The 24,340-nt window shown below is 65.7% G+C and carries 23 protein-coding genes; 13 read left to right on the forward strand and 10 right to left on the reverse strand.

The genetic code is table 11. From position 1 onward, the window contains the following. The first annotated feature begins 20 nt into the window (after positions 1-20). Entirely contained in the window at positions 21-512 is a 492-nt protein-coding gene (locus METLW3_RS0118070) for a Spy/CpxP family protein refolding chaperone (RefSeq protein ID WP_024881232.1), read from the forward strand. Between the two features lie 116 nt (positions 513-628). Then, positions 629-1,102: a hypothetical protein gene (locus METLW3_RS27020; protein WP_024881233.1), complete on the forward strand. Its 474-nt coding sequence runs from the start codon at positions 629-631 to the stop codon at positions 1,100-1,102. 114 nt (positions 1,103-1,216) lie between these two features. Here the strand turns inward: METLW3_RS27020 and METLW3_RS0118080 are convergent, their stop codons facing one another. From METLW3_RS0118080 to recA, 4 genes are all read right to left on the reverse strand, one after another. Further along, on the reverse strand, positions 1,217-1,645 hold the full coding sequence (locus METLW3_RS0118080; protein WP_024881234.1) for a universal stress protein: 429 nt from the start codon (positions 1,643-1,645) through the stop codon (positions 1,217-1,219). A gap of 66 nt (positions 1,646-1,711) precedes the next feature. Then, positions 1,712-2,983, reverse strand: coding sequence for a cyclic nucleotide-gated ion channel (locus tag METLW3_RS0118085; RefSeq protein ID WP_024881235.1), 1,272 nt, complete (start codon positions 2,981-2,983; stop codon positions 1,712-1,714). Then, positions 2,980-5,646 (reverse strand): alanine--tRNA ligase, encoded by a 2,667-nt coding sequence (gene alaS, locus METLW3_RS0118090; RefSeq protein ID WP_024881236.1) that lies wholly within the window; start codon positions 5,644-5,646, stop codon positions 2,980-2,982. The genes METLW3_RS0118085 and alaS overlap by 4 nt, the downstream gene beginning before the upstream one ends. A 265-nt stretch (positions 5,647-5,911) precedes the next feature. Then, positions 5,912-6,991, reverse strand: coding sequence for a recombinase RecA (recA, locus tag METLW3_RS0118095; RefSeq protein ID WP_024881237.1), 1,080 nt, complete (start codon positions 6,989-6,991; stop codon positions 5,912-5,914). A 331-nt stretch (positions 6,992-7,322) separates the two neighbouring features. Between recA and pyrE the strand changes: the two genes are divergently transcribed. Both pyrE and METLW3_RS0118105 read left to right on the forward strand, forming a co-directional pair. Further along, positions 7,323-7,919, forward strand: a complete 597-nt coding sequence (pyrE, locus tag METLW3_RS0118100; protein WP_024881238.1) for an orotate phosphoribosyltransferase — start codon at positions 7,323-7,325, stop codon at positions 7,917-7,919. 32 nt (positions 7,920-7,951) lie between these two features. After that, on the forward strand, positions 7,952-8,284 hold the full coding sequence (locus tag METLW3_RS0118105) for a c-type cytochrome (protein WP_024881239.1): 333 nt from the start codon (positions 7,952-7,954) through the stop codon (positions 8,282-8,284). Positions 8,285-8,288: 4 nt separating this feature from the next. Here METLW3_RS0118105 and METLW3_RS0118110 read toward each other — a convergent pair whose 3' ends face one another. From METLW3_RS0118110 to METLW3_RS0118125, 3 genes are all read right to left on the reverse strand, one after another. Then, positions 8,289-8,702 (reverse strand): DUF3617 family protein, encoded by a 414-nt coding sequence (locus tag METLW3_RS0118110; protein WP_036309766.1) that lies wholly within the window; start codon positions 8,700-8,702, stop codon positions 8,289-8,291. Positions 8,703-8,919: 217 nt separating this feature from the next. Continuing rightward, the gene (gene lysM, locus METLW3_RS0118120; protein WP_024881241.1) at positions 8,920-9,411 is read right to left on the reverse strand and encodes a peptidoglycan-binding protein LysM; all 492 of its coding nucleotides are present in this window, start codon (positions 9,409-9,411) and stop codon (positions 8,920-8,922) included. An 84-nt stretch (positions 9,412-9,495) separates the two neighbouring features. Then, positions 9,496-10,158, reverse strand: a complete 663-nt coding sequence (locus METLW3_RS0118125) for a GDSL-type esterase/lipase family protein (protein ID WP_024881242.1) — start codon at positions 10,156-10,158, stop codon at positions 9,496-9,498. Between the two features lie 63 nt (positions 10,159-10,221). On the opposite strand from METLW3_RS0118125, the gene METLW3_RS0118130 reads away from it, so the two are divergent. From METLW3_RS0118130 to METLW3_RS0118145, 4 genes are all read left to right on the forward strand, one after another. Beyond that, on the forward strand, positions 10,222-10,716 hold the full coding sequence (locus METLW3_RS0118130; RefSeq protein WP_024881243.1) for a DUF2165 domain-containing protein: 495 nt from the start codon (positions 10,222-10,224) through the stop codon (positions 10,714-10,716). A 125-nt stretch (positions 10,717-10,841) separates the two neighbouring features. Continuing rightward, on the forward strand, positions 10,842-12,113 hold the full coding sequence (locus METLW3_RS0118135; RefSeq protein WP_024881244.1) for a cytochrome c peroxidase: 1,272 nt from the start codon (positions 10,842-10,844) through the stop codon (positions 12,111-12,113). An 82-nt stretch (positions 12,114-12,195) separates the two neighbouring features. Beyond that, positions 12,196-13,869: a mucoidy inhibitor MuiA family protein gene (locus tag METLW3_RS0118140; protein WP_024881245.1), complete on the forward strand. Its 1,674-nt coding sequence runs from the start codon at positions 12,196-12,198 to the stop codon at positions 13,867-13,869. Between the two features lie 72 nt (positions 13,870-13,941). After that, positions 13,942-14,376, forward strand: a complete 435-nt coding sequence (locus tag METLW3_RS0118145) for a heme-binding protein (RefSeq protein WP_018267805.1) — start codon at positions 13,942-13,944, stop codon at positions 14,374-14,376. Here the strand turns inward: METLW3_RS0118145 and METLW3_RS0118150 are convergent. After that, entirely contained in the window at positions 14,342-14,971 is a 630-nt protein-coding gene (locus METLW3_RS0118150) for a GDSL-type esterase/lipase family protein (RefSeq protein WP_024881246.1), read from the reverse strand. The genes METLW3_RS0118145 and METLW3_RS0118150 overlap by 35 nt on opposite strands. Positions 14,972-15,132: 161 nt before the next feature. Continuing rightward, positions 15,133-15,846: an RNA pseudouridine synthase gene (locus tag METLW3_RS0118155; protein ID WP_036309015.1), complete on the reverse strand. Its 714-nt coding sequence runs from the start codon at positions 15,844-15,846 to the stop codon at positions 15,133-15,135. Positions 15,847-15,978: 132 nt separating this feature from the next. Here METLW3_RS0118155 and METLW3_RS0118160 point away from each other — a divergent pair, with 132 nt between their 5' ends. Beyond that, entirely contained in the window at positions 15,979-16,161 is a 183-nt protein-coding gene (locus tag METLW3_RS0118160; RefSeq protein ID WP_024881248.1) for a hypothetical protein, read from the forward strand. Positions 16,162-16,223: 62 nt separating this feature from the next. On the opposite strand, the gene METLW3_RS0118165 is transcribed toward METLW3_RS0118160, so the two are convergent. Further along, complete coding sequence (locus METLW3_RS0118165) at positions 16,224-17,342, reverse strand: HupE/UreJ family protein (RefSeq protein WP_036309017.1); 1,119 nt, start codon at positions 17,340-17,342, stop codon at positions 16,224-16,226. Between the two features lie 188 nt (positions 17,343-17,530). On the opposite strand from METLW3_RS0118165, the gene nikR reads away from it, so the two are divergent. The 4 genes from nikR (at position 17,531) to dnaG (ending at position 24,105) form a co-directional block, all read left to right on the forward strand. Beyond that, on the forward strand, positions 17,531-17,989 hold the full coding sequence (nikR, locus tag METLW3_RS0118170; RefSeq protein ID WP_024881250.1) for a nickel-responsive transcriptional regulator NikR: 459 nt from the start codon (positions 17,531-17,533) through the stop codon (positions 17,987-17,989). 104 nt (positions 17,990-18,093) lie between these two features. Next, a complete protein-coding gene (locus METLW3_RS0118175; protein WP_024881251.1) occupies positions 18,094-20,367 on the forward strand; it encodes a TonB-dependent receptor in 2,274 nt (757 codons plus the stop codon). Between the two features lie 258 nt (positions 20,368-20,625). Beyond that, positions 20,626-21,825, forward strand: a complete 1,200-nt coding sequence (locus METLW3_RS0118180) for a DUF2235 domain-containing protein (protein WP_036309770.1) — start codon at positions 20,626-20,628, stop codon at positions 21,823-21,825. A gap of 363 nt (positions 21,826-22,188) precedes the next feature. Continuing rightward, a complete protein-coding gene (dnaG, locus tag METLW3_RS0118185) occupies positions 22,189-24,105 on the forward strand; it encodes a DNA primase (RefSeq protein ID WP_024881253.1) in 1,917 nt (638 codons plus the stop codon). Positions 24,106-24,340: the final 235 nt, after the last annotated feature.

Here is a 24,340-nt window from a genome sequence, read left to right on the forward strand (position 1 = left end):
TCCATCGGGGTTCTAAGACGATGTTGCTGCGCTTCGCAATCGCTCTGGCGGTGAGCCTCATGGCCTTCGTCGTCACAGACGCGCCGATCGCCGAGCCGCTCAATCGTGCGGCGGAGAACCCCTTTGTCGCCCGGCGCAATCCGCTCGAGAGCCATATGGACGAATGGCGGCTAGCCCTGCGCCTCTCCGGCGAGCAGGAGCGGCTGTTCTCCGCCTTCGCGCAACAGCTGCATGCCGTGGTTCAGGATCGCGACGCCGCCATCGTCGCCGCGGCGATCGACCGCAATCGCGACAGCGCCCCGCGCGACCCCGGCGCGCCGCTGCGCGCCCGCGCCGATCGGCTGAGCCGCCATGTGGAGAATTTGCGCGCCCTCGCCGACGCCGAGACCAGCTTCTTCGCCTCGCTCTCCGACGAGCAGCGCCGCATCGCCGATCGCGTGCTGCCCCGCGATGTGCTCGGCGCGCATGATCTGTTCCGCCGCCGCGGCATGCGCCCGGACCGGAACGGCTGATTGCCAGCGTCGATGACTGTGAATATGCGCGAGCCGCCTCCCTCGATCGATAAAAATCGTCTATCTGCCCACGAAGACAAAGCTCGTAATCCCGCCCCTCGCCGCGAGACAAGAAAATGACATCCGTTTCGCTCGCCCCGAGCGCCCGCCCCGCCCGCCGCATCGCCGTCGGATTTTGGGGACTGCTGATCTGCGCCCTTTCGGCCGCGACGCCGGCGTCGCCGGCATTCGCCGCCAATGGCGCGGACAAGCCGCCGGCGCTGGAGCCCGCGCCTGTCGCGCCCGCCGCGCCGCCGGCGCTCGCGGGCAAATCGGCGCAGCCGGCGCCGGTCCGCAAGCGGCTCACCAAATTCGAGGCGAGACGCATCCGCCACGCCTGCCAGGGGCGCGCCAACGAGCGCAACCTCGTCGGGCCGGAACGCGAGGCCTTTTTGGGGCGTTGCTATTTCGGCCGCGTCTCGACGCGCGTCGAGCGGCAGCAGTGCCGGCAGGAGGCGACCGCGCGCGGGATCGAACGGGCGAGCCAGCGCGCCTTCATTCAGGAATGCGTCCGCGAGCGCGTCCGCGCCAAGAGAGAGCGCAAGGATTGAGCAGCGCCGCTGCGCCTTTGGACAGACCGGCCGAGGGCGCTCCCCCGTACAGTCGTTCCGGTTAGGATCGAACCGGAACGACTCTCGATCTCATTATCTCTTCACGCGAGCACTCTATCGCCGCACCACCAGCACGGAGCATTTGGCGTGGCGGACGATGGTCTTGGCGTTGGAGCCGAGCAGATAGGTGGACATGGCCGGCCGATGCGAGCCGAGCACGATGAGATCGGCGCCCCACTCCTCCGCCTCCGCCAGCACCTCCGGATAGATCGCGCCGAAGCGCACCACCGTCGTCACCAGATTCTTGGGATAGTCGATCTTGGTCGCGACATCGGCGAGCTCCTGCTCGGCCGACGTGCGCAGCTCCTCGTCGAAATTCGGCGGGATGTAGTCGATGAAGGCGACGGGCACCAGAGATTGCACATTGACGAGGCGAAGCTTGGGCTGCGGCGAGCCCTTGGCGAGGGCGAGCGCCTCGTCCAGCGCGAGCCGCGTCAGGTCCGGCTCGGTCAAATCGAGCGGAATAAGGATTTTCTCATGCATGAGCGCTCCCTCCTCTCCTCGATCTAAGGCGCGCGCGCCCGTTTTGTCAGGGGCGCCCTCTCGCCATCACGGGCCGTCCTCCCGCGGCGGAAGGTCGCGCGCGTCGATTTCCGCTTCCACGAGATCGCCTTCGCGAAGATCGCCTTCCGGGGCCACGGGCCGGAACTCCGAGCGGCTCGCCGCGACCGCCTCTATATGGCGTCCGATCTCCGGATTGCGCTGCGTGAAAACATGTAGGTCGAAAGCGTCGAGAATCAGCAGCTTTATCGGCGTCGCGGCGCGCACATTGGCGGTACGGCGCGTCTTGCGCAAAAGCGCGATCTCGCCGAAGAACTGCCCCTCGCCGAGCCGCGCCATCCCGCTCGGCAGCTCCACCTCCACCTCGCCGGCGGCGATGAAATACATGGAATGCGCCGGCTCGCCGCGGCGCACGATCAGCGCGCCCGCCGGCAGAGATTGCGCGCGCAAATAGCGCATGATCTCGGCGATCGCCGATGCGTCGAGCGTGGCGAACAGCGGCGCCTTGGCCACCATGCTCCAGGTGACGACGAATTCGCGCCGATGAATCTCCTCCGCGAAAGCGGTGGCGACGATGCCGACCGGCAGGCCCAGCATGACGAAGCCCATCACCATGGAGATTGCGGCGATGACGCGGCCCGCCGGCGTATGCGGCACCACATCGCCATAGCCGACCGTCGCAATGGTCTGGATCGCCCACCACATGGCGGCGGGAATGGAGCGGAAAGCCTCCGGCTGCGCGTCATGCTCGGCGATATGCATGGCCGTCGCCATGAACAGCACCACGCCGAACAGCACGATGCCGGAAGCGGCGAGCGCTTTGCGCTCGGCCTCCAGCACGGCGAAGATGGAGCGTATGCCCGGCGAATAGCGCGCCAATTTGAAGAAGCGCGCGAGACGCAGGAACAAGAGCACGCGGAGATCCGCGGCGATGATGACGGAAAGATAGAATGGCGCGATGGCGATGAGATCGACCAGCGCCGAAACCGAGCAGAAGAAGGCGAGGCGCGCGCGTCCGGGGCGCATCGCGGCATAGAGCGCATGGTCCGGCGCGCTCCAGATGCGCAGCGCATATTCGACGCTGAAGGCGGCGACGGCGACATATTCCACGGCGCGGAAGAGCGCGCCATAGCGCGCGGCGTGATCGGGATCGGATTCGAGGATCACCGCGCCGACGGAGAGAATGACCAGCGCCATCAGCGCGCCATGGGTGATTTGCGCGGCGCGGTCGCCGACGCCGCCGCTGTCGAGCAGAATATGGACGCGGCGACGGAGGCGGGACGGCGACTCCTCGGTCTCTGCGCCGCCTCGCTCGCTCACAGCGCCGCCTTGACCCGCAGCGTCTCCTCGATCGCTGTCAGCGCGGCTTCGAGCGCTGTGGCGTCGGGACCGCCGGCCTGGGCGAGATCTGGCCGCCCGCCGCCGCCCTTGCCGCCGAGCTTCTCGGAAGCGACGCGCACCAGATCGACGGCGTTGTAGCGCGCGGTGAGATCGGCGGTCACGCCGACGACGACGCCAGCCTTGCCATCGGCCGAAGCGTTGGCGATGGCGACGACGCCGGAGCCGATCGTCTTCTTGGCCTCATCGACCAGCGACTTCAAATCCTTGGCGTCTATTCCGCTGACCGCTTTGGCGAACAGCTTGACGCCGGCCACGTCGCGGATCGGCTCCGCCCCGCCATTGCCGCCGCCGCCCATGGCCAGCTTGCGCTTGGCGTCGGCGAGCTCGCGCTCCAGGCTCTTGCGCTCCTCGATCAGGCTCGCGAGCCGGGCGGGCGCCTCCTCGATGGAGGCGCGCACGAGTGCGGCGATCTCGCGCAGCGCCTTGGCCTCGGAAACGAGCTGGGCGCGGGCGCCTTCCGCCGTCTTGGCCTCGATGCGGCGCACGCCGGAGGCGACGGCGCCCTGCGAGACGATGCTGATGAGGCCGATGTCGCCGGTGCGGCGCACATGGGTGCCGCCGCAGAGCTCGACCGAAAAGGCGCGATCGACGTCGACGGGGGCATGGCCCATGGCGACGACGCGCACCTCATCGCCGTATTTCTCGCCGAACAGCGCGCGGGCGCCGGAGCGAATGGCCTCGTCCTGGCCCATCAACCGCGTCTCGACCGGGGCGTTGTCCTGCACCACCTCATTGGCGATCTGCTCGACGGCGGCGATCTCTTCCTCGCTCAGCGGCTTGGGATGGGTGAAGTCGAAGCGCAGCCGATCCGGCGCGACGAGCGAGCCCTTTTGCGCGACATGATCGCCGAGTACGCGGCGTAAAGCCTCGTGCAGAATATGCGTCGCCGAATGATTGGCGCGCACGGCGTTGCGACGGGCGTGCTCGACTTCCAGCTCGAGGGCGAGGCCGGGGACGAGCGCGCCCTCCTCCACCACGCCCTCATGGACGAAAAGGCCGTGAACCTTCTTTTGCGTGTTGGTGACGCGAAAGCGCACGCCCTTGGCGCGCATGACGCCCATATCGCCGATCTGGCCGCCCGATTCGGCGTAGAAGGGGGTCTGATTGAGCAGCACGGCGCCGCGCGCGCCGGTCTCGAGCCGGAACGTTTCCGCCCCTTCATGGAGAAGGGCGACAATCTGGCCCTCAGACTTCTCCCGGTCATAGCCGAGAAATTCGGTCGCGCCGAGACGTTCCTCGAGCGCAAACCAGACGGCCTCGGTCGCCGTCTCGCCGGAGCCGGCCCAGGCCTTGCGCGCCTCAGCGCGCTGGCGCTCCATGGCTTTCTCGAAAGCCGGCTTGTCGACAACGATCCCGCGCGGGCGCAGCGCATCTTCGGTGAGATCGAGCGGAAAGCCGTAAGTGTCGTAGAGCTTGAAGGCGGTCTCGCCGGAAAAGCTCGCGCCTGCGGTCAGCGAGGCGCTCTCCTCGTCGAGGATGGAGAGACCGCGCGCCAAAGTCTGGCGGAAGCGTGTCTCCTCGGTCAGCAGCGTGTCGCGAATGAGGCTTTCGGCGCGCGTCAGCTCGGGATAGGCGAGCCCCATCTCGGAGACGAGGGCGCCGACGAGCCTATGCATCAAAGGCTCGGCGGCGCCGAGAAGCTGCGCGTGGCGCATGGCGCGGCGCATGATTCGGCGGAGCACATAGCCGCGGCCCTCATTGGAGGGCGTCACGCCATCGGCGACGAGGAAGGCCGAGGCGCGCAAATGATCGGCGATGACGCGATGGCTCGCCGCCTGCGGTCCGGCCGAATCGACGTTGGTGGCGTCGGCCACGGCGCCGATAAGGCGGCGGAAAAGATCGACCTCGAAGACCGAATGCACGCCCTGCAACAGGGCGGCGATGCGCTCGAGACCCATGCCTGTGTCGATCGAGGGCCGTGGCAGCGGCGCGCGCTCGCCGGGCGCGGTCTGATCATATTGCATGAAGACGAGGTTCCAGAATTCCAGGAACCGGTCGCCATCCTCGTCCGGGCTGCCGGGCGGGCCGCCGGCGACGCTGTCGCCCTGATCGAAGAAAATCTCGGAGCAAGGGCCGCAAGGGCCGACGTCGCCCATGCTCCAGAAATTATCGGCCGTGGGGATGCGGATGATGCGATCGTCGGAGAAGCCGGCGATCTTTTTCCACAGCGAAAACGCCTCATCGTCGTCGTGATAGACAGTGACCAGCAGCTTTTCGCGCGGCAGGGCGAGCTCGCGGGCGACGAAATTCCAGGCGAGCTCGATCGCGCCTTCCTTGAAATAATCGCCGAAGGAGAAATTGCCGAGCATCTCGAAGAAGGTCAGATGCCGGGCGGTGTAGCCGACATTGTCGAGATCATTGTGCTTGCCGCCGGCGCGCATGCATTTCTGCGCCGTGGTGGCGCGCGCGTAATGGCGCTTCTCGAAGCCGGTGAAGACATTCTTGAACTGCACCATGCCGGCGTTGGTGAACATCAGCGTGGGGTCGTTCTGCGGGACGAGCGGCGAGGATGCGACCTTCTCGTGTCCATTGCGCGAGAAATAGTCGAGGAAGGTCGAACGGATCTGGTTGACGCCACTCATATCGGTTCTTGTCGCCCGCTTGTTCGGCACAAATGGCCATCGAACGCGCGCTCGGCCGTAACCGTCGCTGGGAAAAGGAAAAGGCCCGGCGCGAACCGAGCCCTTCTAGAGCATTTGTCCGCGAAGTGGAACAGGCCGCGCGGATCGCAGAAGGGAGTGATGTTCTGGAGTCTCCGTGGGGGAACCCAGCCCCGGACGGCTGCGCCGTCCGACCCTTCCCTCAAAGGGTGGAACGTCCTCGCTTCACCTTCGGCGATCGCCCGACTCACTCCTCGCCGCCAGCGCCATCCTCCTCGCCGCCGGCGTCGAGGATGCGCTCGGCGATGAGGCCCGAATTCTCGCGGATCGCCTGCTCGATCCGCTCGGCGGCCTCTTTGTTCTGCCTGAGGAAGGTCTTGGCGTTCTCGCGGCCCTGGCCGAGACGCTGGCTGTCATAGGAGAACCAAGCCCCGGATTTCTCGACGACGCCGGCCTTCACCCCGAGATCGACGAGCTCGCCGACCTTGGAGATGCCCTCACCATACATGATGTCGAACTCGACCTGCTTGAAAGGCGGAGCGACCTTATTCTTGACGACCTTGACGCGGGTCTGGTTGCCGGTGACCTCGTCGCGGTCCTTGATGGAGCCGATGCGGCGAATGTCGAGCCGGACGGAAGCGTAGAATTTCAAGGCGTTGCCGCCGGTCGTCGTCTCCGGCGAGCCATACATCACGCCGATCTTCATGCGGATCTGATTGATGAAGATGACGAGCGTGTTGGAGCGCGAGATGGAGGCGGTGAGCTTGCGCAGCGCCTGGCTCATCAGCCGCGCCTGCAGGCCGGGCTGCACGTCACCCATCTCGCCCTCGATCTCGGCGCGCGGCGTCAGCGCGGCGACCGAATCGACGACGAGCACATCCACCGCGCCGGAGCGCACCAGAGTGTCGGTGATCTCCAGCGCCTGCTCGCCCGTGTCCGGCTGCGAGATCAGCAGCTCCTCGAGATTGACCCCGAGCTTGCGGGCGTAGACCGGATCGAGCGCATGCTCGGCGTCGACGAAGGCGCAGACGCCGCCCTTCTTCTGCGCCTCGGCGATCACATGCAGCGTCAGCGTCGTCTTGCCCGATGATTCCGGCCCGTAGATCTCCACGACACGGCCGCGCGGCAGGCCGCCGACGCCGAGCGCGATATCGAGCCCGAGCGAGCCGGTGGAGATGGTCTCGATCTCGACGGCTTTCTGATTCTTGCCGAGCCGCATGATCGAGCCTTTGCCGAAGGCCCGCTCGATCTGCGACAAAGCGGCGTCCAGCGCCTTGGTCTTGTCCACGGAGGTTCCTTCCACGAGGCGGAGATTGGCTTGGCTCACGGCGATGATTCCTTCTGGCACAGGCAGGGCGGCAGGCGCAACGCAAGATGCGGCCCGGGAACGAAAGAGCGGTGAAAGACTTGCGAGGATCAGGCGATATCGGACGCGAAGATCGGATGGGCAGATTGTATCGCATTTGTTCTCTTCGCCAAGTTCTTTTTTTGTTCCGCATAATTTTTCCCCGCTCCCGCCCGCCGGGCGCGAGCCAAGGGCAGGCCGGGCGCGCGCCAGGGGAAGGAACCGGCTTGAAGTCCGCGAGTTCCTCGGCGTAAGGGACCGCAGCCGGCTCCCGGCCTATTTCTCACGATCGACAGCGGAGTTTCGACAGCCCATGAGCGACACGCGCGCGCCTTCCCGTCCCGACGCCGTTCTCGATTCCGCCGATCCGCGCTGGGCGCGGCTGCATCGGCTGATCGACACGCATTCGCTGCTGCGCGGCGATTTCACGCTCTCCTCGGGCCGCAAGAGCAATTATCTCTTCCAGCTGCGCCAGACGACCATGCTGCCGGAGGGCGCGCATCTCATCGCCGATATCGTCGTCGACTATATGAAGGCGCAGGGAATAAAGGGCGTCGGCGGGCTGGCCGTGGGCGCCGTGCCCATGGTGGCGGCCATCGCGGCGGTGAGCTTTCCCAAGGGCGCGCCGGTCGACGCTTTCTTCGTGCGCAAGGAGGCCAAGGGCCATGGCGCCAAGGAGCGCATCGACGGCTATGTGCCCAAGGGCGGCGAGGCGCTGATCGTGGACGATGTGGCGACGACGGGCGGCTCTATATTGGAGGCCATCGCCGGCATGGTGGAGGAGCACCCGGAGGCGAGAGCGACGCGCGCGCTGGTCGTGATCGACCGTGAGGAAGGCGCGGCGGAAAAGCTCGCCGAAAAAGGAATCACGCTGGTGTCGATTTTCAAGCGCGGCGATTTCACCATATAGGCATTGCATGCCGTCGTTTCGGAGGTAGAGCCATGAATCGCGCGACGCCGATGTTTCTAGCCTTCCTCGCTTGCGGAGGCGTCGCGGCGCCGGCGCTGGCGCAATCGAGCGATCCTGCGGCCGGGCGGCGTCTCGCCGCCTCGCTCTGCGTCGAATGTCATCGCATCGACGAGAAGACGCCGGCCAAGGACGAGGCCGCCAAGGCGCCCAGCTTCGTCGATGTGGCGCGCATGCCCTCGACGACCGAGCTGGCGATCAAGGTTTTTCTGCGCAGCTCGCATCGGAACATGCCCAATCTCATCCTCACGCCGGATGAGATCGACTCGCTCTCCGCCTATATCGTCGGCCTCGCGCCCAAGCGTTGAGGCGTCACGGCTTCGGGCATTCGGGCTGCAGAAATTTCGCGTCTATGGTGAAGCCGGAGCGCTCGCGCGTGGCGCCGCTCTTTTGCGTGAGCGTCGTCTTCGATTGCGCGCGATACCAGCTCGAGAAATCGCCGGTGAGCAAGAGGCTCGTCACCTCGCGCGCGCCATGGAGATCGCATGAGAAGGTGACGATGACCTCGCCGCCTTGCGCGGATTCGACCGTCGGCTTCGTGCAATTGTCCTGCGGAGCGCCGAGGATGCCGTCGCCCGCTTCGATGCAGACGTCATGCGACTGCAGTCCCACGTCCGGCGATATTGTTTTTATGCGCCAGAGACCGGGCCGACGCTGCGGCAACTCGTCCGCTCGCGACGAGCGCGCGCTCGCAATGACGGAGAGAGACAAAGTCACTGCGAGCATCGCGAGATATGGCGCGCGACGATAGATGCGGAGGTTCAACGCTTCGCCTCGATCACGTATGATTTTTTTTGCGGCGCAGAATATGTGGCGCGCGCGTTTGCGAGGCAACTCGTTTTCAATGTCGGGCGCGCATTTTAAGAATAGCTCCCGCGCGCGCCGCCGCTTTTTCCCGAATGCGTGACGCGGCCTCCCGAGAGAGGCCGCGTGACAGTGAGCGTCAGGCCTGGCCGGCGGCGCCTTGGGCCTTGGGAATACGCAGCACCTGGCCGGGATAGATCTTGTCGGGATCGGAGAGCAACGGCCGATTGGCGGCGAAAATCTCTTCGTATTTTCCGCCCTTGCCCTGGCCATATTGCGTCTCGGCGATCTTCCACAGCGTGTCGCCCTGGCGCACCTTGTAGAAGAAGGATTCCGTTTCCTGCTTACCGACGACGATATTGCTCTCGACCTGCGAGACGCCCTTGGTGTTGCCCACGGCGAGCACGATCTTCTCCGCGTCGCTGGTCGAAGACGCCTTGCCGCCGAGCTTCACCTTGTCGCCCTCGACCGAGATTTCGATCTTGGAGGCGTCGAGACCTTTCTTCTCGATCTCCTTCTTCAATTCATCGGCGGGCGCGGCGGCGTTATCGGTCGCGCCCTTGGGCGAAGGCGCATTCTTGTCGATCTGCTCGCCGCTCTTCGAGTTGTTCCAGAAATTGAAGAGACCCATTTTTACGACCTCCTTCGCGCATTGGCGTGAGCGCGAGCGCCGGTGGAATTGCGCCCGCGCCGCGTTACATAGGGCGCGCCGCGCTCAGGCGAGCCCATCGCGAAGAAGGCGTTCTCGCGCCGCCCGCACCCATAGCTTCGCGGCGAGCGGAGAGAAATGCAGGCCGTCATCGGTCATCTCGGGCCGCCGCGCGCCGTCTTGCGAAAGCTGCGGCGCCAGATCGACGACCGCGAGCCCGCGCGCCTCGGCGAGCGCGCGCATCAGCGCATTGATCTCGTCTATGCGCGGCGCCTGGGCGGCGTCGGCGACATGGGGCGCGAGCATCAGAACGCCGCGCGCATCCTCCGGCAGGCGGCGCAGCAGCGCGCGAAAATCATGGTCGATCTGCGCGAGCGGCGCCGCGTCGAAGAGAAGATCGTTCAAGCCGCCATCGATGATGAAGCAGCGCGCGCACATCATGCGCGCCTCGACGATTTGCGCGCCTATATCCTTCAGCGTCGCGCCGCCGAGGCAGAGGCGCAGCACGTCGAAGGGGCGCCGGCGGAGCGGGCGCCAGTCGCATTGCGCCGCGAGACTGTCGCCGACGATGGCGTAGCGCGGCGCCCGCAACCGCGCGACGCGCCGATGCAGCGCGATGCGAAAGGCGCGCCGCACGCCAGCGTCGGAGGCAGCGATCAGCGCGCCGCCGAGCAAGAGAAGGAAGGCGAGAATGAAAAAAATCTGCGCCAATGTCGCGATCATCGCCATCGCCGTCTCGCGCGCATCATCGGCAGAACATAGATCCGAATCGACTCTGGGGAGGACCCACGCATGATCGCCCGCATCGCCAAAATCCTGCTCACCGCCTGCGCTGGCTTGCTCGGCCTCGTCACCGGGCTCGGCAATATTTTCGATTATGGCACGAATTTCGAGGTCCTTCGCCATGTCGTCTCCATGGACACGACCCATGCCGACGCCGCGCTGATGAGCCGCGCCATTCTCTCCGACACGCTGCAGCGGCTGTTCTATGCCGGGATCATCGCGACGGAGCTCGCCTATGGGGCGCTCTGCCTCTATGGCGCGCTGCGGCTTTTTGGCGCACGAAAGGGCGATGCGGCGCGCTTCGAAACAGCGAAGCAATGGGCCATAGGCGGGCTCGCGCTCGGCTTCGCGCTCTATTTTTTCGGCTTCATGATCATCGGCGGCGAGTGGTTCCAGATGTGGCGTTCCGTTGATTGGAACTTCCAGCAGCCGGCCTTTCGATTCATCGGCTCGCTCGGCCTCATCCTGCTCTTCGTCGCCCAGCCGGAGCCCTCGCACGGCTGAAGTAGCGAGGGCATTGTTTGGAACCGATCCAATCTATGGAGTTTGACGGGATTGGCGCTCCTTCACTAGATTTCGTGCGCCCTGCTCATTCGGAGAGTTCCCTCTCGCGATCGGAGAATCTGAAAATGGCGCTCGCCACTCGATCGCGCCTCTCGACATTGTCGCGCGCTTTTTTCATTCTGCTCGCCGCGGCCTCGCCGGCGGCGAGCCTCGAATCGACCACGAGCGATGCGCGAGCGGCCGATGAGGCTCATCTCTCGCCGCGCGAGCTGCTGGGGAAACGAATTTTCGAGGATAAGAATCTCTCGGAGCCGGCGGGCCTCTCCTGCGCCTCCTGCCATGACCCCGCCAAGGCGTTTCAAGGCAATAATGGCTCGCCCATCGCGGCGCTCGCGCGCGGCAGCCGGCCGGATGCGCTCGGAACCCGCAAGACGCCCTCGCTCGCTTACGTCTCCTTCAGCCCGCGCTTTCATTTCATGAAGAAGAAGGACGAGGAGACCGGCGAGACGGAGCTGGTTCCCGTCGGCGGACAATTTTGGGACGGCCGCGCGGATGATCTCGCCGCGCAAGTGGAAGGGCCGCTGCTCAATCCACGCGAGATGAACAATCCGTCGAAAGCCGCCGTGGTCGAGAAGATAAAATCCGGCGCCTATGCCGATCTCGCGCGGCGCGTCTATGGCGAGAAGCTCTTCGACAGCGACGCGGCCTTCGACAAATTGGCGCGCGCGGTCGCCGCCTATGAGAGCAGCGAGCGCTTTCATCCCTTCTCGTCCAAATTCGACGATTTTCTGCGCGGACGCGAGAAATTGACCGCCGAAGAGGCGAAGGGCTTCGCGCTGTTCAAGGATAAAAAGAAAGGCAATTGCATCGCCTGCCATGTCGGCGAGGAGAAATCGCGCCATCCGCAGGACTGGCTGTTCACCGATTTCAGCTATGATGCGCTGGGCGCGCCGCGCAACGCCGCCATACCGGACAACAAAGACCCGGCCCACGTCGATCTCGGCCTCTGCAAGCGCGAAGGCCTCACCAAGGTCGCGCCCAAGGGCTACGCTATCGACAGCCTCTGCGGACAGTTCAAGGCGCCGACCTTGCGAAACATCGCCGTCACCGGCCCTTATCTGCACAATGGCGCCTTCGCCAGCCTGCGCGATGTCGTGGCCTTCTATGCGACGCGCGACACCGATCCCGCGCGCTGGTATCCCAAGAAAGAGGGCGCGACCGCGAAATACGACGATCTGCCAGCGGCGTATCACGACAATGTGAACGTCAAGGAAGTTCCTTATGATCGCAAGCCGGGCGAGACGCCGCGGCTCGACGAAGGCGAGATCGACGCCATCGTCGCCTTTCTGCACACGCTGACCGACCGGCCCACGCCCGCGGCGAAAGCTGAGAGATAGCGCGCATAGCGGCGAGAGCCGCCGCGAAAAGGACATAAGCATAGGGCCGGATGTCGCCTTCTTTCCCTCGAGGAGGCGGCCCATGCGGCTTCGCGTCTTGGCTCTCGTTTGCGTGTCTTCGATCGCTCTGTCTTCCGCATGGGCGAAGGAGACGATCGTCGAGGCGACATCGACGATCGACGGCGTCATCGTCCATCCAGACGCAGCGACAGTGACGCGCAGAGCGACGATCGATCTTCCCGCTGGCGCCGCGACGGTCCTCCTCAAAAATCTTCCCTTCGCGCTCGACGCCGATTCGCTACGCGTCTCCGGCGAGGCGAATGGGCGCGTGACGATCGGCGCCGTCGAGGCGCGGCTCGCGCCGGCGGAGACGCAGGCGCCGGACACGGCGATCGAATCGAAGCTGAAGCAATTGCGCGGCGCGCGCGAGAGCCTGCAGGTGACGCTGGACACGCTCACCGCCAAGCAGGCGATGATCGCGCGCTATTCGCAGGCGAGCCCGGAGAAGCTCGGCCCGGAGACACGGCCGCTCGCGATCGGCGAATGGAGCGCGGCCTTCGACGCCATAGCCTCCGCATTGACCAAAACCGGCGAAGAATTGCGCGGCGCCCACGTCAAGGCGAAGGAGCTCGACGACGAGATCCATGCGCTCGAGGCGGGAACCGGCGCGCGCGCGGCGCGGCGCCCGTCGCGCGAGATCGCCATAGCGGTCGAATCGGCGAGCGGCGGCAGGCTGCAATTGGCCCTCTCCTATCTCGTCTCCGGCGCCTATTGGCGGCCCGCCTATGATGCGCGGCTCGAGACCGGCGGCCCGGAGGGCAAGCCGCAGCTCGAATTCATCCGCCGCGCCGCGGTGACGCAGAACACGGGCGAGGATTGGGGCGAGGTCGCGCTCTCCGTCTCGACGACGCGCGCGCATCGCGGCGCAGCGGCCCCCGATGTGCAGCCGCAGCGGGTGAGCTTTTATGAGCCGCCGATTCTCTATTCGGAGAAGCTCGCCGCTCCGGCGGCTGCGGCGCCCGAGCGCCCGATGCGCAAAGCGGAAATCTCCAGGATGCCGGCGCCCGAGCCGGCGCCGGTCGCGCAGCAGACAGCCGCGCTGGAATCCAACGCTTTTCAAGCGAGCTTCAAAATCTCCGGCCGCGTCGGCGTGCCGGGCGACGGAACGACGAAGAGCTTTATTCTCACCGCGCGCCGCATGACGCCGACGCTCGCCGCGCGCATCGCGCCGGCGCTCGATCCCACGGCTTTTCTCGAGGCGCGAATCCTCAATGAGGAGGACGCCCCGCTGCTGGCCGGCCCCGTCGCCGTGCAGCGCGACGGAATGCATGTGGGGCAGAGCCGCATCGCTTTCGTCGCGCCGGGCGAGGCGGTGGAGCTCGGCTTCGGCGCCGACGACAAGATCAAGGTCGCGCGCGCGCCGGTCAAGCGCGTCGAGAATGAGCCGAGCTGGTTCGGCCAGACCAAATATGAGACGCGCGACTTCAAGACCACGGTCACGAATCTGCACGATTTCATCGTTCCGGTGACGGTCGTCGATCAGATTCCGTTTTCGGAGAATACAGCGATCACAGTGGAGACGCTGCCGCAAACGACGGCTCCCACGACGAAGCAGATCGCCGACAAGCGCGGCGTGATGGGCTGGAGCTTCGACGCCAAGCCGCGCGAGACGAAAGAGCTGCGCCTCGCCTATCGCGTCAAATGGCCGGCGGAGCGCAACATTGTGACACAACCGGCGCCGATTGCCCAAAGGTGACGGACTTGAAAGGGACTTCGGCGTAGCCATTTGTGTCGTGTCGCAGCGCTCGCGCGACGAGGAGACTCTCTGATGCATGTCAATATCGCCGCGGCGGAAGCCGCCATCACCGCTGCACGCAAGCGCGCCTCCGAGCTCGGCACGAAAATGTGCATCGCCGTCGTCGATTCCGGCGCCGATCTGAAAGCCTTCTATCGCATGGACGATGCCTGGGTCGGCAGCATCGACATTGCGATCAAGAAAGCGAAGACGGCCGTCTTCTTCGGCATGCCGACGGGCGAGATCGGCAAGCTGTCGCAGCCGGGCGGCCCGCTCTTCGGCATCGAGCATTCCAATGACGGGCTCATCACCTTCCCCGGCGGCCTGCCCATCGTCGATGAGGATGGCGTGCTTGTCGGCGCGATAGGCGTCAGCGGCAGCTCGGTCGAGAACGACCATGCCGTCGCGCTCGCCGGCGTCGCCGTCGTCGGCGTCAGCGATCTGCCGGCGCATCCTTGGCGGACGTGAGCTCGCCGTCGAGCCACATGCGCCACTCCGACGCCGCGCCGATGAAATCGGCCAGCGCCGCATAGCCGCCGCTATTGGGGTGGGCGCCGTCGCTGGCGGCCGCCTCTTGGAGAAGCACGCCGCAGCTCGCGGCAAAGCCGCGCATCTCGATATACGGAATTTGCAGCTCGGCGCAGAGCTTTTGCAATTGCGGACACAGGCGATCGATGCGCGCGGCGCCGGGCAGAAACGGCCCGACCATCAATACGGGCGCGAGCGTCGCGGCCTCGCGCAACATTTTCTGCGCATGAACGAGCGTCTCCTCGAGCGGCACGCGCGCACGGCCCGCTTCCTCCTCCACGCAATCATTGGCGCCGAAGGAAAACAGCAAGCGCGCGTCGGAGCCTGCCGGCAGACGCCGCCGCGCCTCCTCGCGCCAGCGCGCGGCGATATCGGCGCTGGTGTCGCGGCGGATGCCGAGATTATAGGCGGTGACATCTCGCCCACCGTGGCGCTCCCGCGAGACCAGCCGGCCCACCCAGCCGAGACCATCATCGTCGCCGGTTCCATTGACGAAGCTGTCGCCGAAAAAGCAGATGCGAACCGGCGTGGTCATGCGCGCCCCCGGATAGATTTGCGCGGCCTTCGCCGCCTTCCTTCTCCCCGCTCGCGGGGAGAAGGTGAGGATGAGGGGCCAGGGCATGAGCCACAAACGGAAAACGCCCCGAGCCCCTCACCCCGGCCCTCTCCCCGCTCGCGCGGGGAGAGGGAGAAATATCATTCCGCCTCCGCGCTCCATCCGCAGAGCGCCAGCGCCTCGCGCATGTGCGCGGGCGCCGGGGCGCGCACGACGATGCGCTCCTTGTTCTCGCGCATCGGAATGTCGATCTCGCGCGCGTGAAGATGCAGCGGCGGCGCGCCTTCGCGCTTGCCATGGCCATAGACGGGATCGCCGAGCATGGGCCAGCCCATGGCCTGGCAATGAACGCGCAGCTGATGCGTGCGGCCGGTCTGCGGCCTCAGCTCGAGGAAGGCGAGATCATTGCCCTGCGCGTCGCGGGCGCGGCCGAGCATGCGCCAATCGGTCTGCGCCGGCTGGCCCAGCGGATCGGGACGCATCCACCAGCCGCGCGTCGAATCGAGCCTGCCGAGCGCCATATCGATATGGCCCTCCTCCTCCGAAGGCGCGCCTTCGACGATCGCCCAATAGGTCTTTTTGATGCGCCCGTCGTGAAACAGCTTGCCGAGCCGCTCCAGCGCCTTGCGGTGGCGGCCGAGCACGAGGCAGCCCGAGGTGTCGCGATCGAGCCGATGCGCGAGCGCCGGCGCGCGCGGCAAGCCGAAGCGCAGCGCGTCGAAATGATCCTCCAGATTCTCGCCGCCCTTGGGGCCGCGATGCACAGGCAGGCCGGCGGGCTTGTCGACGACGAGCATCAGCCCATCCCGATAGAGGAGGCGCGAGACGAGATCATCCGGTGTCATGGGCGTCATCCTAATCGAATCGGCGATTTCGCGTGAGGCTTCCGCGGCCCGCCCTTGCCGCCGTGCGGCGCGCGCTAGCTAGAGACATGCGGAGCCAGCCCTTCGTCCGAGGGCCAGCAAGAGAGAACAACGGAGAGTACCATGGCCGAAGAAGACCAAGTCGACCGTCTGATGTCGCGGAACGCCTATATTTTCGCGGGGGTCGGGGCCGTGCTCGGCGCTGTGATGGGCGCTGGCGTCGTCGGCTTTCCCGCCGCGATCGGGACCGTGATCATCGGCGCGCTGCTCGGCGGCATTCTCGGGTCCTTCATCGTCACCAAGTGACCCGGCCGAGCGACGCCCATTCGACGGAGCGCGGCTGCGCGAAGCCGCCGCGCTCCCGCCGCTCAGACCGAATGGCCAAAATGGGCGAGCACGAAGTCCAGCGCGCCGACGCGCTCCAGCAGCCAATAGGCGCCGAGCAGCGCGATCACCGCCGAGAGCGCATAGACGAGCTGCGGGCTGCGCTTGCCGCCGGTCTGCTTGTCGATGAAGAGCAGCGCCGGCACGAAGACCAGCACGATCGCCACCTGTCCGAGCTCGACGCCTATGTTGAAGGAGGCGAGCGCGGGTAGAACCGCATCCGCCGGCACGCCCAGCTCCTTCAGCCCGCTGGCGAAGCCGAAGCCATGGACGAAGCCGAAGAGAAACGTGTCGCGCCAGCGTCCATCGACGCGGCGCGAGAAGAAATTCTCGACCGCGACATAGATGATCGAGGCGGCGATCGCCGCCTCCACCCATTGCGAGGGCAGCGTGACGATATCGAGCGCCGCCAGCGACAGAGTGACCGAATGCGAGACGGTGAAGGCGGTGACGATCTTCACTACCGGCCAAACGCGCGTCGCCCAGAGAAGAATGGCGATGAGGAAGGAAATGTGGTCGTAGCCGGTGAGAATATGCTCGACGCCGGCCTGCACGAATTTCCACATCAGCTGCCACACCGTCTCCAGCGGCTTCGAAAGATCGAGCGGCACATCGGTGGGATAGAGCATGGTCTCGCCGGCGTTGGGGCCGGTCAGCGTGACGAGATGCTTGGCCTTGGAGCCCGCGGCCGCCAGAAGCTCTTTCGCGTCGTAGAAAATCTGGCCGGAAACGCTGGCGCAGTCGAACGTCAGCGTCACCAATGCGCTGTCCGCATTGGTGGGGTCCTCTCCGGAATAGTCCACGCGGCCGGAACAGGCGTGGCCATCGGCGTCATGCATGGAGACCCGGCGCTGAATCAGCTTGCCGATCTCGGCCTCCAGCACACCGGGCTGCGATAGCTCGACGCCGGAGCGCTCCGCCATGGTCTGCGAGAAGATGCGCTCGAGATCGGTCGCCAGAAAGCCGACGTCTACCCGATAGGAATGGTCCTTTTCGGGCGTGACCTTAGCGGTGGAAATATCCGCCGTATGGGCGAAGGCCGGCGCGATCGATGCGAGCAATGCGGCGACGACGAGCGGCAAGCATTTCAACGACCAGCTCATTTTCGAAGGACTCCGGGCAAGCCTGACGGGCGGGGCCGCGACAATGCCCGACGCCGCGAAAATGGACAAGACCGCGCGCCGCTCGGCCCGCGCGCGATTGCGGGGCCGCGCCCGGACGGGTAAAAACAACGACATGCGGCCGGAGCTTTTCATTGGAATCCGGGACCGCCGCGAGGGGAGCGTCCGATATGCAGCGTGTCACCATGACCATCGACGACGATCTCATGGCCGCTCTCGACCAGTATATGGAGGCCGGCGGGCATCAGAATCGCTCGGAGGCGGTGCGCGATCTCGTGCGCGCCGGCCTCATGAAGCAGCCCAAGGTCGATGACAGCGACCGCCCTTGCATCGGCGCGCTCGTCTATCTCTACGATCACGAGACGCGGCAATTGTCGAAGCGGCTGATGCACGACCATCACAGCCACGCCGATCTCTCCATCGCCGCCCTGCATGTGCATGTCGACGCCGAGACCTGCCTCGAGGTCTCGCTGCTGCGCGGCCGCAAATCCGAGGTGGAGCATTTTGCCCGACATGTGATCGGCGAGCGCGGCGTGCGCTACGGCCAGCTCGTCGTCGCGCCCGGCGAGGCGCATTCGCCGGAGAGCGCCTCCACGCAAAAGCCTCACCACGGCCATAGCCACGCCTGAGCCCTGTGACGGAAATGCAACGCTGCGGGTAAATCCGTAGGCGGTCGTTGACCCGCCCCCTCTCGTATGATCAGATTAGTAAAAAATCATACGGGGGAGCAGCGATGACCGGCCGGCGCATTGGCGAAATCTCAGCATTGGCCCTGACGGCTGCGCTTTTCGGCGGCGCCGCCCTCGCTCAGGAGGCTCTGCCGGACATAGACGTCGGCGCGCCGATCGCGGCCGCGACGCCGGCGGCGGCCGCCGCGCGCTCGGAAGACGCGCAAAAGGCGAAGGTGAGGATCGAGGCGGCCAGCGAGACCATCTTCAGCGGCCAGCAGGTCAACGCCGTGCCCTTTGCACGTCCGGGCGAGGCGCTCGAGATCGTCCCCGGCCTCTCGGTCACGCAGCACAGCGGCGAAGGCAAGGCGAACCAGTATTTTCTGCGCGGCTTCCAGCTCGACCACGGCACTGATTTCTCGCTGACGCTGGACGGCATGCCGATCAACATGCGCACGCATGGCCACGGCCAGGGCTATGCGGACGCCAATTTCCTGATCCCGGAGCTGCTCTCCTCCGTCGTCGGCCGCAAAGGCCCCTATTACGCCGACAAGGGCGACTTCTCCTCGGCCGGCGCGGTCGATATGCAATATATCGACAAGCTCGACCACGGCTTCTTCCGGGCGACGGGTGGCAGCTTCGCCTATGGCCGCCTGCTCGGCGCCAAGAGCTTCGAGGTGAATGGCGGCAATCTGCTCACCGCCATCGAGTCGAGCATATACAACGGCCCATGGACGCGGCCGGACGAGATGCGCAAGATCAATTCGGTGCTGCGCTGGTCGCGCGGCACGCAGGAGGACGGCCTCTCGATCACGGCCATGGCCTACGCCAACCGCTGGTTCTCCACCGACCAGATCCCGTCGCGCGCCGTCTATGGCGGCGTCCTTCCGCTGTGGGGCAATATCGACAGCACCGACGGCGGCGACGCTTCGCGCTTCAGCCTCTCGGCGCGCTGGAGCCAGACGGAGGGCGCGCATTCCTCGCGCGTGGAAGCCTACGCGATACGCTCGACGCTCGATCTCTACAATAATTTCACCTATTTCCTCTCGCATCCCGACGTCGGCGACCAGTTCCGCCAATTCGACCGGCGCACCGTGCTCGGCGTCAAAGCGCAGCACGCCTATAAATACGAGCTCGCCGGCCTGCCGATCGAGTCGCGCATCGGCCTCGAGAGCCGCTACGACAATATTCGTCTCGGCCTCCAGGACAGCTGGCGGCGCCAGCCCTATGACACGATCACCAACAGCCATGTGGCGGAAGGCAGCGTTAGCCTTTGGACCGACACCACTGTTCGCTTCTCGCCCTGGCTGCGCGCCACCGGCGGCGTGCGCTTCGACTATTTCGCCGCCAGCGTCGGCAGCCTCCAAGACCCGCTCTCCGCGCCCAAGGACGGGAATGGCGATCCGATCTGGACCGGCCCATGGAACAGCGGCTCCAAATCGGCGACGATGGGCAGCCCGAAGGTCGGCGTCGTCATCGGCCCCTTCGAGCAGACCGAGCTGTTCCTCAATTTCGGCGAGGGGCTGCATTCGACCGACGTGCGCGGAACCGTGACCCGGCTGAGCCCGGCCGACGGCTCCAACGTGGCGACCATTCCCCTGCTGGTGAAGCAGCGCGGCGCCGAGATCGGCGTGCGGACCACGCGCCTGCTCGACGGGCTCGAATCCTCGGTCGCCTTCTGGTGGCTGAACAATGATTCGGAGAATCAGTTCGAGGGCGATTCCGGCAGCACGGCCTTCGGCCGGCCGAGCCGGCGCTATGGCGTGGAGATCATCAATCACTACACGCCCACCTCCTGGCTGCGGATGGAGGGCAGCGTTTCCCTGTCGCATGCGCGTTTCCGCGGCGTCGACCAGCAGCAGGCGCTCGCCTGGATCGATCTTCTGCAGCCCGGCTCGTTCCAATATGGAACCTATGTCGGCAACGCCCCCGGCAATTACATTCCCGATTCGCCCAACATCGTCGCCATGGGCCAGATCGAGGTGGGCGAGGCGACCGGCCCCTTCGCGGCGCTGCGCTATCGCTATCTCGGCGAGCGCCCGCTGACCGAGGACGGCGCCTTCAAATCGCCGGCGACCGGAACGCTCAATCTGCGCGCCGGCTATCGCTTCGACAATGGCTGGAGCATTCAGGCCGACGCGTTCAACGTCACCAATTCGCGCTCCGACATGATCACCTATGGCTACGGATCGCTGATCCCCTCCGATCCGCTCTATGGCCTGTGCAAGGCGGGCGTCGCGCCGGGCAATGTCTGCTCGGTCGGCGTGATGGGCCGTCATTTCAAGCCGATGGAACCGCCGGCCGTGCGCGTGTCGATCACCGGCCCGCTGCCCTTCTGAGTTCTGGTCGCATCAGTTTCGCGCACCGATCTGGCGCCCCGCGGAAAGCTCGGCTAGGCTGAGCATTTCGCTGGGCGGCTTTTTGCGCGCCGCAGCGATCCGCTAGCGTGACGCCGGTGCAGATTGAACCGGAATCACTCTATATCTCCTTGTTTTGTCGTGTTTTCTTCACGCGATCCGGTTCCCGCTTCGCTCGAAAACACGCTATTGCGGCGCGCGATTTTTCTCGACGCTCCGATTTTTGCGAAAGAGACGATTATGTCAGAGACCAAGCCCAAGAAGAAGCTCGTGATCTTTTGCGACGGCACCTGGAACGAGCCGACGAAGCGCGGCACCAATGTCGTCAGAATGCTGCAAGGAACGGATTTCGCCGACGCCGACGGCAATCCGCAGCTCACCCATTACATCGCCGGAGTCGGCACACGCAAAGACGAGAAGGTCGTCGGCGGCGCATTCGGCTTCGGCATCTCCGACAATATCAAGGACGCCTACGCCTTCATCGTCAGCAATTACGAACCGGGCGACGACATCTATCTCTTCGGCTTCAGCCGCGGCGCCTATACGGCGCGCAGCATCGCCGGCCTCATTCACAATCTCGGCGTGCTGCAACGCTGGAATCTGCCGCTCGTCTCCATCGCCTATGACCATTACAAGGACAGGGCCGAGGAGTGGCGCCCGGGCGGCGCCTCCGCGCAGACATTCCGCGACGAGAATTGCCATCCCTATCCCGCCAAGGTCAAATTCCTCGGCGTGTGGGACACGGTCGGCGCGCTCGGCGCACCCTATGGCGAAATTCTCGGCCGGCTCATCGACAAATTCTTCCACACGAGCTTTCACGATGTGACGCTGAGCACGAGCGTCGATTCCGCCTATCACGCGCTGGCGGCGGACGAGCGTCGCTGGCCCTTCCGGCCGACGCCGATCGCGCTCACCGACTATCATCGCGAGCGCAATGCGAGAAACATCGCCGAGCGCGGCTTTCCCTTCTACACCGAGCGCTGGTTTCCGGGCGTGCACTCCAATGTCGGCGGCGGCTATGAGGAGCACGGCCTCTCCGACTATGCGCTGGTGTGGATGGCTGAGCGCGCCGCCGATAATGGCCTGAAGCTTTTGAACTTCGCCAATGTGAAGCTCTCCTTCACCCGGCCCTTCGGACCCGATCCGGCCGAGAAGATTCAGAACAGCCAGACATTCCTCTATCGACTGGCGACCGTGCTGCTCGTGAAGCTGCCGGCGACGCTCGGCCTGCCCTCCGTCTATCCGCTCGACGATCAGCGCCTCGCCAAATATGTGACCTGGAGCGGCGACTACATCCGCCCTATCGACTCCGGTGAGGATTTCGGCCCGGTGCGCGAAAAAGCGGAGATCGACCCCGCCTATCGGCCCAAGCAGCTGCCCGCTCGCGCCGGCGCGACGGAAACAGCGCCGCAGAAGGAAAAAGTGCGCGAGCCTGCGTGAGAGGCGCCCCTCTTCGACGGGATGATCGATTTGCCCTCGCCTAGCGCTGGTCGAAGCAATTCGTATATACGATCGTATTCCGTGTCGAACGCGCCGTAGCCCCCGTGTGGTTAGCGGGCAAAAAGCCCATGCGGCGCGCGCCGAATGCGCCGACAATGCTACGAGTGGCCCGCGTCATTCGATCCGACGACCGAAAGGCCCCCTCCCTCACCCTCCCCCGCTTCGCGGGAGAGGGAGGCGGCGCCGATTCTCGCGAGACATGGATGAAGCGCCGAATCTGCCCCCTCTCCCGCGAAGCGGGGGAGGGCTGGGGGAGGGGGCGCGAGCAGCTTCGCTCGATCGACGAAGGCCATAAAAGACACAATGCGATACCCTCCCTCCTTCCTCGATGAAATTCGCGCCCGCGTGCCGGTCTCGGCAGTGGTGTCGAAGAAGGTCAAGCTCAAGAAGGAGGGGCGCGAGTGGCGCGGGCTTTCGCCCTTTCAGGCGGAGAAGACGCCCTCCTTCTATGTCAATGACCAGAAGGGCTTCTACAAAGACTTCTCCTCCGGCAAGCATGGGGACGGCTTCACCTTTCTGATGGAGACGGAGGGCCTCACCTTTCCCGAGGCGGTCGAGCGGCTCGCCGGCATGGCCGGCCTGCCCATGCCGGTGGAAACCAAAGAGGCGCAGGAGGCGGAGCAGCGCCGCGGCTCGCTGACCGAGGTGCTGGAATGGGCGGCGCAATTCTTCGAGAAGCAGCTGCGCGGCCCCGCCGGCGCCGAGGCGCGCGCCTATCTCGCCCGCCGTGAACTAGGTGAAAGAGAGCAGGCGCAGTTTCGGCTAGGCTACGGGCCGAGCGAGCGCTATGCGCTGCGCGACCATCTCGCCGGCAAGGGCGCCAGCGTCGAGACGATGATCGAGGCCGGCCTGCTCGTCCATGGCGAGGACATCGCCGTCCCCTATGATCGTTTCCGCAATCGGATCATGTTTCCGATCGCGGACCGCTCCGGCCGCGTCATCGCCTTCGGCGGGCGGGCGATGGAGAAGGACGCCAAGGCCAAATATCTCAACTCGCCGGAGACGCCGCTCTTCCACAAGGGCGCGACGCTCTACAATCTGCACAACGCCCGCAAACCCGCTCATGAAGCGGGAAACATCATCGCCGTCGAGGGCTATGTCGATGTCATCGCCATGACCGCGGCCGGCTTTCCGCAGACGGTGGCGCCGCTGGGGACGGCGCTGACGGCCGAGCAATGCGGCCTGCTGTGGAACCACGCCGAGGAGCCAATTCTCTGCTTCGACGGCGACAAGGCCGGCCGCAACGCCGCCTTTCGGGCGATCGACACGGCCCTGCCGCTGATCGGCCCCTGCCGCAGCCTGCGCTTCGTGCTGCTGCCGGACGGCCAGGATCCGGACGAGCTCTTGCGCTCCGCCGGCCCGTCCGCCTTGGCCACAGCCGTGGCCGCGGCGCGCCCTCTGGTCGATCTGATATGGGCGCGGGAGACGGAGGGCGTCCCGCTCGACACGCCCGAGCGCCGCGCCGGGCTCGAGCGTCGCCTCGCCGAGCTCGGCCGCGCCATCGCCGACGAGAGTTTGCGCCGGCACTATCAAAAAGAATTCTCCGACCGCTGCGATTCGCTGTTCGGCCGCACGCGCGGCCAATTTCAGCGTCGGCCCGAGGGGCGCCGCCCCGGCGGACAGCAGCAACGCTTCCGCCGCGATGCGGAGCCCATGCGCGGCCCGCTGACCATCGGCGCGGCCCTCGCCAATTCCCCGCTCTATCGCGGCACGAAGCCGGCCATCACGCCGCGCGAGGCGCTCATTTTGCTGATTCTCCTGAATCACCCGGAGCTTCTCGCCGCCCATCTGGAGGCGGTGACGGCGCTCGATTTCGCCTCGGCGGAGGGCGAGAGGCTGCGCGCCGTGCTGGTGCGCAGCCTCGCCGACGGGGCCGGAGGGCGCGAAGAATTCGCTCGCGCCGCCGCCGCCGCCGGGCTAGAAGCATTTTGCGAGAAATTGGCAGGAATGGGCGCCCATGCGACGCTGTGGAGCGTGCGCGCCGAGGCGGCCCCGGCCGACGCCGCCGAAAGCCTGCGCCAAGCTCTCGTCTTGCAACATCGCGTGCGCGCATTAGATAAAGAACTTCGGAAAATCGAGGCGAGGTTGGCGATCGCGCCCAACGACCAAGATTCCGCGCGCTTAAGCGATATTCAGGCGCAATTGAACGCGCTCGATGGAACCGAAGCCGCTCTCGACGGGTTCGGTTCCCAATCGGGCCGTTCGCTTAGAAGCCTTTGACCCGTAAGCCGAACGGCCCGCGAGCCAAAGCTCTACCGATTTGGTTAGGCGAAAGTTAAGCCCTGGCCGCGACTGTGGGCTCGGACGAATCGGTAGGGTCCTCTGCGGGGTCCGCCGTCTTGTCATGCGGTCGACGCTGTGGTTTTTCGTTAAAATGCGGCGAGCGGAAAAGTGAACGATCCCGGCATGGCGCAGCCTTCGGCTCGGGAAGGCGGCGTGGGGTGGGGCTTGGAGC

This window comes from Methylosinus sp. LW3 (assembly GCF_000527115.1).
Taxonomy (GTDB): domain Bacteria; phylum Pseudomonadota; class Alphaproteobacteria; order Rhizobiales; family Beijerinckiaceae; genus Methylosinus.

Coding starts and splice junctions, on each gene's coding strand:
- METLW3_RS0118070 (WP_024881232.1), top strand. CDS start 21: ATGTTGCTGCGCTTCGCAATCGCTCTGGCGGTGAGCCTCATGGCCTTC.
- METLW3_RS27020 (WP_024881233.1), top strand. CDS start 629: ATGACATCCGTTTCGCTCGCCCCGAGCGCCCGCCCCGCCCGCCGCATC.
- METLW3_RS0118080 (WP_024881234.1), bottom strand. CDS start 1,645: ATGCATGAGAAAATCCTTATTCCGCTCGATTTGACCGAGCCGGACCTG.
- alaS (WP_024881236.1), bottom strand. CDS start 5,646: ATGAGTGGCGTCAACCAGATCCGTTCGACCTTCCTCGACTATTTCTCG.
- pyrE (WP_024881238.1), top strand. CDS start 7,323: ATGAGCGACACGCGCGCGCCTTCCCGTCCCGACGCCGTTCTCGATTCC.
- METLW3_RS0118105 (WP_024881239.1), top strand. CDS start 7,952: ATGAATCGCGCGACGCCGATGTTTCTAGCCTTCCTCGCTTGCGGAGGC.
- METLW3_RS0118110 (WP_036309766.1), bottom strand. CDS start 8,702: ATGCTCGCAGTGACTTTGTCTCTCTCCGTCATTGCGAGCGCGCGCTCG.
- lysM (WP_024881241.1), bottom strand. CDS start 9,411: ATGGGTCTCTTCAATTTCTGGAACAACTCGAAGAGCGGCGAGCAGATC.
- METLW3_RS0118125 (WP_024881242.1), bottom strand. CDS start 10,158: ATGGCGATGATCGCGACATTGGCGCAGATTTTTTTCATTCTCGCCTTC.
- METLW3_RS0118130 (WP_024881243.1), top strand. CDS start 10,222: ATGATCGCCCGCATCGCCAAAATCCTGCTCACCGCCTGCGCTGGCTTG.
- METLW3_RS0118135 (WP_024881244.1), top strand. CDS start 10,842: ATGGCGCTCGCCACTCGATCGCGCCTCTCGACATTGTCGCGCGCTTTT.
- METLW3_RS0118140 (WP_024881245.1), top strand. CDS start 12,196: ATGCGGCTTCGCGTCTTGGCTCTCGTTTGCGTGTCTTCGATCGCTCTG.
- METLW3_RS0118145 (WP_018267805.1), top strand. CDS start 13,942: ATGCATGTCAATATCGCCGCGGCGGAAGCCGCCATCACCGCTGCACGC.
- METLW3_RS0118150 (WP_024881246.1), bottom strand. CDS start 14,971: ATGACCACGCCGGTTCGCATCTGCTTTTTCGGCGACAGCTTCGTCAAT.
- METLW3_RS0118155 (WP_036309015.1), bottom strand. CDS start 15,846: ATGACGCCCATGACACCGGATGATCTCGTCTCGCGCCTCCTCTATCGG.
- METLW3_RS0118160 (WP_024881248.1), top strand. CDS start 15,979: ATGGCCGAAGAAGACCAAGTCGACCGTCTGATGTCGCGGAACGCCTAT.
- METLW3_RS0118165 (WP_036309017.1), bottom strand. CDS start 17,342: ATGAGCTGGTCGTTGAAATGCTTGCCGCTCGTCGTCGCCGCATTGCTC.
- nikR (WP_024881250.1), top strand. CDS start 17,531: ATGCAGCGTGTCACCATGACCATCGACGACGATCTCATGGCCGCTCTC.
- METLW3_RS0118175 (WP_024881251.1), top strand. CDS start 18,094: ATGACCGGCCGGCGCATTGGCGAAATCTCAGCATTGGCCCTGACGGCT.
- METLW3_RS0118180 (WP_036309770.1), top strand. CDS start 20,626: ATGTCAGAGACCAAGCCCAAGAAGAAGCTCGTGATCTTTTGCGACGGC.
- dnaG (WP_024881253.1), top strand. CDS start 22,189: ATGCGATACCCTCCCTCCTTCCTCGATGAAATTCGCGCCCGCGTGCCG.